General features: G+C 55.9%; 10 protein-coding genes. 8 read left to right on the forward strand and 2 right to left on the reverse strand.

Annotated features, from left to right (window positions below; genetic code table 11):
• The 8 genes from LHW45_10385 to LHW45_10420 form a co-directional block, all read left to right on the forward strand.
• Positions 1-771: sigma 54-interacting transcriptional regulator (locus LHW45_10385; protein MCB5285979.1), on the forward strand; the 771-nt coding region annotated here is incomplete at its 5' end.
• 235 nt (positions 772-1,006) lie between these two features.
• The gene (locus tag LHW45_10390; GenBank protein ID MCB5285980.1) at positions 1,007-1,672 is read left to right on the forward strand and encodes a methyltransferase domain-containing protein; all 666 of its coding nucleotides are present in this window, start codon (positions 1,007-1,009) and stop codon (positions 1,670-1,672) included.
• The gene (locus LHW45_10395) at positions 1,669-2,490 is read left to right on the forward strand and encodes a lipopolysaccharide kinase InaA family protein (protein ID MCB5285981.1); all 822 of its coding nucleotides are present in this window, start codon (positions 1,669-1,671) and stop codon (positions 2,488-2,490) included. Before LHW45_10390 ends, LHW45_10395 begins: the two co-directional genes overlap by 4 nt.
• Entirely contained in the window at positions 2,490-3,188 is a 699-nt protein-coding gene (locus LHW45_10400) for a phosphatase PAP2 family protein (protein ID MCB5285982.1), read from the forward strand. The genes LHW45_10395 and LHW45_10400 overlap by 1 nt, the downstream gene beginning before the upstream one ends.
• Before the next feature lie 150 nt (positions 3,189-3,338).
• Positions 3,339-5,399, forward strand: a complete 2,061-nt coding sequence (locus LHW45_10405; GenBank protein ID MCB5285983.1) for an LTA synthase family protein — start codon at positions 3,339-3,341, stop codon at positions 5,397-5,399.
• A 24-nt stretch (positions 5,400-5,423) separates the two neighbouring features.
• Positions 5,424-7,508 carry an LTA synthase family protein gene (locus tag LHW45_10410; GenBank protein MCB5285984.1) on the forward strand — a complete coding sequence of 695 codons (2,085 nt, stop codon included), beginning with the start codon at positions 5,424-5,426 and terminating at the stop codon, positions 7,506-7,508.
• Positions 7,505-7,864 (forward strand): diacylglycerol kinase, encoded by a 360-nt coding sequence (locus tag LHW45_10415; GenBank protein ID MCB5285985.1) that lies wholly within the window; start codon positions 7,505-7,507, stop codon positions 7,862-7,864. Before LHW45_10410 ends, LHW45_10415 begins: the two co-directional genes overlap by 4 nt.
• A gap of 31 nt (positions 7,865-7,895) precedes the next feature.
• Positions 7,896-8,144, forward strand: coding sequence for a hypothetical protein (locus tag LHW45_10420; GenBank protein ID MCB5285986.1), 249 nt, complete (start codon positions 7,896-7,898; stop codon positions 8,142-8,144).
• 179 nt (positions 8,145-8,323) lie between these two features.
• On the opposite strand, the gene tatC is transcribed toward LHW45_10420, so the two are convergent.
• Positions 8,324-9,079: a twin-arginine translocase subunit TatC gene (gene tatC / locus LHW45_10425; GenBank protein ID MCB5285987.1), complete on the reverse strand. Its 756-nt coding sequence runs from the start codon at positions 9,077-9,079 to the stop codon at positions 8,324-8,326.
• On the reverse strand, positions 9,066-9,350 hold the full coding sequence (locus tag LHW45_10430) for a twin-arginine translocase TatA/TatE family subunit (GenBank protein MCB5285988.1): 285 nt from the start codon (positions 9,348-9,350) through the stop codon (positions 9,066-9,068). Before LHW45_10430 ends, tatC begins: the two co-directional genes overlap by 14 nt.
• Positions 9,351-9,352 lie beyond the last annotated feature (2 nt).

Here is a 9,352-nt window from a genome sequence, read left to right on the forward strand (position 1 = left end):
GAGAACCTGCTGGAAAGCGAGCTGTTCGGTCACGAGCGCGGCGCCTTCACCGGCGCCAGCGAGCGCAAGCGCGGTCTGGTGGAAATGGCCGAGGGCGGCACCCTGTTCCTCGACGAAATCGGCGAGCTGCCCCTGCCGCTACAACCCAAACTGCTGCGGCTGTTGCAGGAAAAGCGTTTCCGGCGGGTTGGCGGACTGAAGGAACTCGACTGCAACGTCCGCATCGTCGCCGCCTCGCACCGGCCCCTGCCGCAGATGATCGCCGAAGGCCGCTTCCGGGAGGATCTTTTCTACCGTCTGGCGGTGGTCACCCTGGAACTGCCGCCGCTGCGCCAGCGACGCGAGGATATCGCCCTGCTGGCCACCTTCTTCCTGCAGCGTTTCGCCCGCGAAATGGGCCGGGGGGTCAGCACCATCGCCGCCGAGGCGCTGCAGGCGCTGCAGCAGCACGACTGGCCCGGCAACGTGCGTGAACTGGAAAACGCCATCGAACGGGCGGTGATCTTCAGCCGCGGCCCCTGCCTGCAGCGCAGCGATCTGCCCGCGCCGCTGAATTGCGCCGTTGAGGGTAATCCCCCCGGCCTGCCACCCTGCGACAGCAGCAGCCCCCTGCCCCAGCGCCTGGAACAGATCGAAATCTTCTTCATCCGTCAGGCCCTGCAACAGGCCCAGGGCGTGCAGGCCCAGGCCGCCGAGCGCCTCGGCATCAGCCGCAGCAATCTGCAGTACAAGCTGAAAAAATACGGCCTGATTGGTGACAGCGAGGAATAGAATGGACGTTCAAATTTTGCGACATACCGCCGCAAAAGCTGGCGCTGGTGTTCAAATTTCTGTACGGGGGACAGGGTCGGGCCTTGCCGGCGCTCGACATCTGCCTTGTGTTTTCAATCTCTTGGACCTGCTGCGGCCCTGCTGGCATCGTCCTTGCAGATCGGCCGGACAGCTTCTATCGTCCGGCGCGGCGCGACCTGCCAGCGCGCCGGCAGTCCGTCCAGCGAGGTCCGCCATGCCCCAGTCCAGCCTCTCCGATTCCTTCGATTACCGCAGCCGCATCAAGCATTCGGCGGAAAAAGCCGAAAAATACCAGCGCCGCCGGGCGCGCAAACACCGCAACGAAATGGCCCTGCTCGACCGGGGGCTGCGGCATCTGCGGCAGGTGCGCAGCGTGCTCGACGCGCCCTGCGGTGTGGGTCGCGCCTGTCTGCTGCTGGAACAGCGCGGTTTCGAGGTTACCGGCGTCGACCTGGGCGAAGGCGCCCTGCAAGCGGCCCGCGAAGCCGTGCAGGCAGCCGGTGCCAGCGCCCTGATCGAACGGGCCGATCTCGAACGGCTGCCCTACAACGCTGGCCAGTTCGATGCCTGCCTGTGTTTTCGCTTCATCCATCATCTGCCAACCGCCGCGTTGCGGCAGCGCATCATCGCCGAGCTGTGCCGCGTCGCCGGTCGCTACGTGCTGATCAGCTATCTGAGCCCGCTGTCGGTGACCAGCCTGCGCCGCCGGTTGGGCCAGACCTGGCGCAAACGGCCGCAGGTACAGCACTGCACCCGCCTGACCGAACTGCGTCAGCATTTTGCCGCCGCCGGCTTTGACTTTGAGGCCGATCTGGCGCAACTGCCGCTGCTGCACAGCCTGCACCTGGCCATTTTCCGCCGCCGCACGGTGCTGCCATGACCTCCGGCCCGCAAAGCGGCGTTCGCCTGCTGTACCGTGCGCCGGCCTGGCAGGAGCGCCTGACACGCGCTGGCCTGCAGGAGTTCGGTGATTTCTGGGATCTGCAGCTGGAGGCGGTGGACGAGGGCAACAGCGGTCGCGGCCAGGCCGGCTGGAGCCGGGTGTGCCTGCACCCGCTGTGGGTCGATGGCGCGCTGCTCGGCCGACTGGTGATCAAACGGCAGAGCAACTATTTCAGCCGCGACTGGCGCCATCCGTTGCGCGGCCGGCTGACCTTCGAAAAAGAACTGGCCAACCTGCGCCGTTACCAGCAGGCCGGCATCGCGACCATGGAAGCGGTCTACTGCGCCACCCGCCAGCACAACGGCAGCCGCCAGGCCGTGCTGGTGACGGCTTTTCTCGATGGTTTTATTTCGCTGGAGGAACAGCTGCGCCGCTGGCGGGACCAGCCGCCCCCAAGACGGCAACGCGATCTGCTGCTCGATGCCGTGGCACGGCTGGTGGCCAATCTGCATCGGCAGGGGCTGGAGCATCGCTGCCTGTTTCCCAAGCATATTTTTGTCGAACCCGCCAGCGACAACCCCCAGGTGCGACTGATCGATCTGGAAAAAACCCGCTGGGTGCCCTGGCGGCCGGCCCGCCGAGTGCGCGACCTGACCGCTCTGGCGCGACGCTGGCCGGGACTGAGGCCACGCGACGCCCTGCGCTTTCTGTGCAGCTACAGTGGCCACGCCCGCCTGCAGGCAGGCGACAAACAGCTGTGGCGGGCAGTGGCCCAGCGCATCCGCGCCAAACGGAATGACCGGAGTCTATCCTAATGAATTCAAGCATCCCCCCCATAGGCTTCTGGCGACTGCTGCTCTGGCCCTCACTACTTTTCGTTTTTGCAATGATTTTAAGCCTCGCCAGGTTTGATCAATTCATTGCGGAGGCATTCTACAATCAACAACTTGGCCTCTGGCCTTTCAAGCACAGCTGGTGGGCCGAAACCATCATCCATAGGGGAGGACGAAAAATTATCATTTTTACCGCATCCGGGAGTCTCTTGGTCATGCTTCTGAGCTGGTCCGACAACTTCTGGCGCCCCCTCAGCCGTTCAGCCTTCTATCTGTTGCTCTGCATCGGTCTAGGAACAGGTTTGGTCGCCACTGGCAAATACATTCTGGACAGGCCCTGCCCTTGGTCTCTCCAGCAATATGGCGGCACGCGGCAGGAAATCTCCTGGCGAGAAACCCTCTCCTGCGTCGGGCTGACGCGGGCCAAGTCAGGGCACTGTTTTCCCGCTGGGCATTCGGCAGGTGCTTTCTCCCTTTCCGCTGGATACTTCATCTTTTTAAAGCATAACCGCAAACGGGCTCAACAAGCTCTGTTCCTGTCCCTGGCATTAGGTTGCCTGTTCAGCTTCGGACAGATAGCCCGTGGCGCTCATTTCCTGTCTCATTGTCTTTGCTCTGCTTGGCTTTGCTGGGTTGTAAACTGGGTTTTATATTTTGGCCCTTTCAAAGGCAAACTCTGACCGACTTCCCCCCATTCAAGCATTCTTCTCGACCTTCTAGCTCTACAATCTATTTCCAAAAAAATTCGCGTCGCTCGCGAAAAACTATAGCTGCGCGAAAAAAATAAAACTAATTATTTTTCATATTAACATTAAAAGGAGCCGGAAAACATGAGTGGAAAACCTCATTCCAAAAAAATCCTGGTGCCGCCACAACCTTACAATTTTATCTTTATCTTGTACGGTGTTCTGCTGACCGGCTTTTTTATACTGCGCCTTGGTCTGACTTTTTCCATGTGGAAAGAAATCCCGCATGGTTTTACAGCTCTTACCTATATTTTTGTCAAGGGCTTGGCCTATGATAGCGCTTTTCTTTTCCCTGCTCTTCTCCTGCCAGCTCTGCCACTCATTTTCAAGTCCAGACCTCTAACCCGCAAAAAATGGTTCCGCTTTTTATATGAGGGCTTGCTCTTCGCCAGTCTAGTGATGTTCTTCTTCATTCTTGCCGCTGAAATCCTTTTCTGGCAGGAATTCGGCACAAGATTTAACTTCATTGCCGTAGACTATCTCGTCTATCGCCGGGAGGTAACCCAAAATATCTACGAATCATATTCCATGTTTCTTGTTTTCCTTTACCTTCTGTCGACTTCTCTCCCATCATTTATTTTTTTACGCTGCCGCCTTGCCGCCTGCCTGGAAAAAATCCCTAAAAATAAAAACAACATCAGCTACTTATTTCTTCACGGCGTGCTCGCGCTGCTTTTACCGCTTATTTTATCAACACAAAATCTTTCAGGCTCGAACAACAACTATGTCAACGAATTGTCTGCCAATGGCCCTTATCAGTTCATTACAGCATTTCGCCTGAATATTCTGGACTACGAAAAATTTTATGCCCTTGGAGACCCCCAAAATCTTTCAAACCTGCTCAAGAAACAACTACATGTTAATTCAGCCACATCCGAGTTGTTTGACATCCACCGTGAAATTACAGCCGCAGGATCGCCTCAACGGCTTAATGTTTTTTTAATCACCGTGGAGAGCCTAAGTGCTCAGTATCTCACCCGCTTTCGGAGTCCTGACGTGCCCCGTCTGACCCCGTTTCTGGATCAACTGATCCCGGAAGGACTGTTTTTCAGCAATCTTTTTGCAACTGGAACACGCACCACCCGCGGGTTGGAGGCAATCACGCTCTCAATTCCGCCAACCCCTGGCCGAGCGCTGGTAAAACGACCGGACTGCGGCCCGTTTTTCAGTCTGGGACAGGTCTTACGCCAACAGGGCTATGACACGGCTTTTCTCTACGGTGGCCGCGGTTTTTTTGACAATATGAACACGTTTTTTTCACGTAATGGCTACCGCATCATTGATGAAGGCAATTTTCTCACGGAAGAGATTCAGTTTAAAAATGCCTGGGGAGTCTGTGATGAGGATCTGTATGCCAAAGCCATTCGGGAAGCCGACACCGTTGCCGCAAAGGGAAAACCCTTCTTTTTCCATCTGATGACCACCAGCAACCACCGCCCCTATACCTATCCAAAAGGAAAAATCAACATACCCTCGGGCAGCAGCCGGGAAGGCGCCGTCCGTTATACCGATTACGCCCTCGAACAGCTATTCCTAGAAGCCCGTTCACACGCCTGGTTTGACGATACCCTGTTCATTATTGTCGCCGATCACTGCGCGGGTAGCGCCGGCAAAGTTGGCCTGCCCATAGCCCGCTACCACATTCCAATGCTTTTTTATAGCCCAAAACATCTGGCAAGCGATGAGTTTGCGAACACGGCAAGTCAAATTGATTTAGCACCAACGCTGTTGGGCCTACTCAGCTTTAATTACAAAAGCCACTTCTTCGGGGAGAATCTGCTCGCTGCCGATTACCACCCGCGAGCGCTCGTCGGAAACTACCAGAAATTAGGTCTTTACTGCGATGATCAGCTTATTCTGTTGGAACCCCGTCAAGGCATCAAAAAAATCCACCATCCTTGGGAAAGTGAACAAATAGAGACTGCCTCGCCTGAAGACCCCCTAGTCCAAATTGCCCAAGCATACTATCAAGGGGCTGATTATATTATTCGCCACAAACTCAATCAGCCCCGCTCGGCGCAACACGTGGCCAAAGCCAGGCCACACCAACCAAAGCTTGGCATAAAAGAAGCCAAAAAAAACCTGCTGATTCAGGCAATTCTACAGCATCAGAGCAAGGCAGGCTGTTTCGCTAAAATCTTTTAAAAAATTACAGAATCGAAGGTTTCCATGATCAATCAGCAAAAATCTACTCAAAAGGGTCGAGCTATATTCTCCCTGTTGGCCCGAGAAAACCACGGGGGAGAGGCTTCCGGTTTCGAGCTTTTTTTCGCTCTCTCGTGCCTGGGACTACTGCTTCTGTTGACACTCCTGCGTCTGAGCCTCCATCTCACCAACCTTGACCAAAGCAGCACGGCTACCTGGTCAGACCTTATGACCGCTTACTTCAATGGTCTACGCTTTGACTCTCGGATCATCGCCTATACGGCGTTCCCTTTGCTCCCATTCATCGTTCTTCAGCATCGTTCCTGGCACCGACCAGTTCAAGTTGTCTACCTGACTGCAGTTGCCAGTCTCTTTATTTTGCTTGGCTTGATTGAGCCGATTTTTTACCGTGAATTCCATCAACGGCTGAACGGACTGGTCTTCCAGTATCTCACCGAGAATCCCATTACCGTTCTGCGCATGCTGTGGCATGGCTTCCCCCTTTCGCGCCTGATCGTCGCTTGGGGCTTACTCAGCTGCTCATCGTTCATGGCGCTACGCTGGCTCAGCAGAGCGATCTCTAAAGAAGAACCGTCGAGAAAATCGCATGCAAAACGCTGGTTTCTGTTGCTGCCGGCATTACTCGTAGTCATTCTCGCCGCCAGAGGAACTCTGCGCCAGGGCCCCCCCCTGCGCTGGGGTGATGCCTTTACAACCCCATCCATTTTTGCCAACCAACTGGGGCTTAATCCGGAGCAAACGCTTTATACCGCCATCGTCGGTCGCTTGGCCAGGCGGAAACCGCCCCTGTGGAAAAACTCCATGGCCGCTACCGAAGCCATCCGCATCGTCCGACAATCCTTGCTTTTGCCCCAGGAAACCCTTGTAGACGCTGAACAGGCCGTTGTTCGTCGCGTCTACCAACCACGGAGCGATGGCCAGCTCCCCGTTCGCAATGTCGTGGTCATCCTCATGGAAAGTTTGGCGGCGCGATATGTTGGCGCGCTGGGAGACTCTCACAACATCACTCCCTGCTTCGATGAGCTAAGCAAAAAAGGGTTGCTGTTCAGAAATTTTCTAGCCAATGGCACCCACACACATCAGGGGATATTCGCCACCATGACTTCGTTTCCAAATCTGCCGGGCTATGAATATCTGATGCAGATGAGTGAAGGAAGCCATGATTTTTCAGGGCTAGCTCCTCTCCTCAAACTTTTAGGATATGAGGACCTATATGTTTATAATGGAGATTTTGCTTGGGACAACCAGTTGGGCTTTTTCAGACGACAAGGTTTCCAGAATTTTATCGGCCGCAACGATTATGTGAATCCTGTGGTCAAAGATCCTACTTGGGGCGTCAGCGATCAGGACATGTTCGACCGAGCAGCCAAGGAGCTCGCGAGCATACCCCGCAAAAAACCCTTCTTTGCCTTGTTGCAAACACTGTCCAACCACACTCCCTATGCGCTTCCAAACCCACTACCTGTCCCCGCCGTAACCACTGCGGGAAGTCTTAACGCGCATCTTACCGCCATGCGTTACGCAGACTGGGCACTGGGGCGGTTTTTCGCTGCCATAGAAAAACAGCCGTTCTTTCAGGAAACCCTTTTTGTCATCGTCGGCGACCATGGCTTTGCCAATTCCGAACAGCTAACAGAACTTGATCTCAACCGATTTCACGTCCCCCTACTGCTTGTGGCGCCAGGAATTCAAAAACGCTACGGTTCTTTTTGCGACCGCGTTGGATCACAGGTTGATATCGTGCCCACCATCCTTGGCCGACTCGGCCACAACATTCAGCACCAATGCTGGGGAAGAGATTTGCTGGCCCTATCCCCGTTTGATGCCGGTTTTGCCGTCATCAAGCCCTCGGGCAGTGACCAAACTGTCGGGCTTGTCCAAGGCAACCGATTGCTGGTCTGGCCACAAAGCCGGCAGCCCCTGCATTTTCAAATCGATCTGCGCAAACACCAGGCTATCGCCACAAACCCTTCACCGGAAGAATCCCGCCAAAGCACTGATTTTCTGCAAGCCTACATTGAAAGCGCAAGTCACTCTCTGCGCCAAAATACTGCGGGCATCGCTTCCGCACAGGAAAAAACCCTATGAAAAAGAATACCGGTATTCGACGCGTGATACGCGCGATGAGCTATTCCCTCGCCGGTCTCAAGGCCGCCTTTCGTTCCGAGGCCGCGTTCCGTCAGGAAATCGCGGTAGCGGCGCTACTCCTGCCTTTAGCCTTCTGGCTTGATCTGGTCATGACTGACCGTTTGTTGTTAATTGGCTCGGTCCTGCTTGTGCTCATCGTGGAGCTTTTAAATTCCGCCATTGAGGCAGTTATCGACCGTATAGGCCCAGACTGGCACGAACTCGCCGGGCGCGCCAAGGACATGGGTTCGGCCGCAGTCCTTATAAGCCTGTTGTTTGCTACCCTGTGCTGGCTGACGATTCCCTGGCCACGCTGATCTTTTAAAGCCACCGCGAAGGAGAAAGCACATGACTAAAATTTACATACCGACCAGCGCCTCACAATTACCTCAAAGTGAAGCACCAATTTCAGGAAAAACTTCCGCGCAAACAGCCAAAGAACGTTTCGCAACTCCTCAGGCCGCCCTGAAATACAGCTCAGCACTCATACACACGCGCAGACACAAACGTGAATGCACCTGTATTGGCGCTTCTCCGGTTCCGTCAACGGAGAGGACATACATTTCTCAAGATAGGAGAACAGACCTTATTATATGACTCCCATCAACTATGAGACATAAGCCTTGAGCTTCATTGACAGCTTCCTGATCGTTTTTGGTATCGCAACCAAACAATATCAGACGATTGTCTAGTAATCTTGACTTTTATATTATTTCGCTAATAATACTAGAAGGCCTGCATGTACTTTTACAAGAAGCTCTGATATCCCAAAAATGTTAGCGGCGGCTACTCAGGCGGGCAACGAGGATGCTGACCTCGTAGAGCAGGATAAAGGGCACGGCCAGAGCCAGCTGGGAAATGACATCCGGCGGCGTCAGCATGGCACCGATGATAAAGGCGGCGACAAAGGCATGACGGCGCCAGCTGGCCAACCGGGCGCCAGTGATCAACCCCAGCCGGGCCAGAAAAAAGCTGAGGATGGGCATTTCGAAAACCAGGCCGAAGGCCAGCAGCAGCCGACTGGCCAGGCTCAGATAGGCGCCCATGGACAGCATGGCCTGAATCTGGCCGCTGTCGGTACCGAATTGAATCAGAAACTGAAAGATCAGCGGAAACACCAGCTGGAAGCCGAACCAGGTGCCGGCGCCGAAACACAGGCAGCCGCTAAGCACGAAGGGTACGGCAAAACGCTTTTCCCCAGGATAAAGGGCCGGCGCGACAAAGGCCCACAGCTGATAAAGAAGGATCGGCAGGGCAACGAGGAAGCCGGCCAGGGCGGCGGCCTTGAGATAGGTAAAAAAGGGTTCGGTGGCCTGAACAAACACCATTGAGCTACCCGGCGGCAACACCTGCAGCACCGGCGCGCTGAACCAGACAAACAGCTCCTGCGCCCAGTGGTAGCACAGGGCGAAACCCGCCAGCCAGGCCAGCAGGGCGCGCAGCAGGCGGCGACGCAGTTCCTCCAGATGCTCGACCAGCCCCATGTCCGCCGCCAGGCCCGGTTGCGCAGCGGGTTGCTCATCGACCGGCACGGTCGGCCTCCTGGCCAGCGGCGGATGAAGCTGGCGCCGCGACGATCTCTGCCTCGTCCTCGGCTGGGGCGGCAAAATCAATCGGCTGGCCGGCAGGCGCTGCCGGCGAAACCTTCTGCTCCGCTGCCGACCGATCGACCTCCGTCAGTTCCAGGCTGGCGCGCAACTCGTCACTGGCACGGCGCAGTTCGCGCAGCCCCCGCCCCAGGCCACGGGCGATATCGGGCAACCGGCGGGGCCCCAGCACCAGCAGCGCCAGCAGCAAAATCACCA

The sequence above is a fragment of the Candidatus Cloacimonadota bacterium genome (genome assembly GCA_020532085.1).
GTDB lineage: Bacteria > Cloacimonadota > Cloacimonadia > Cloacimonadales > Cloacimonadaceae > Syntrophosphaera.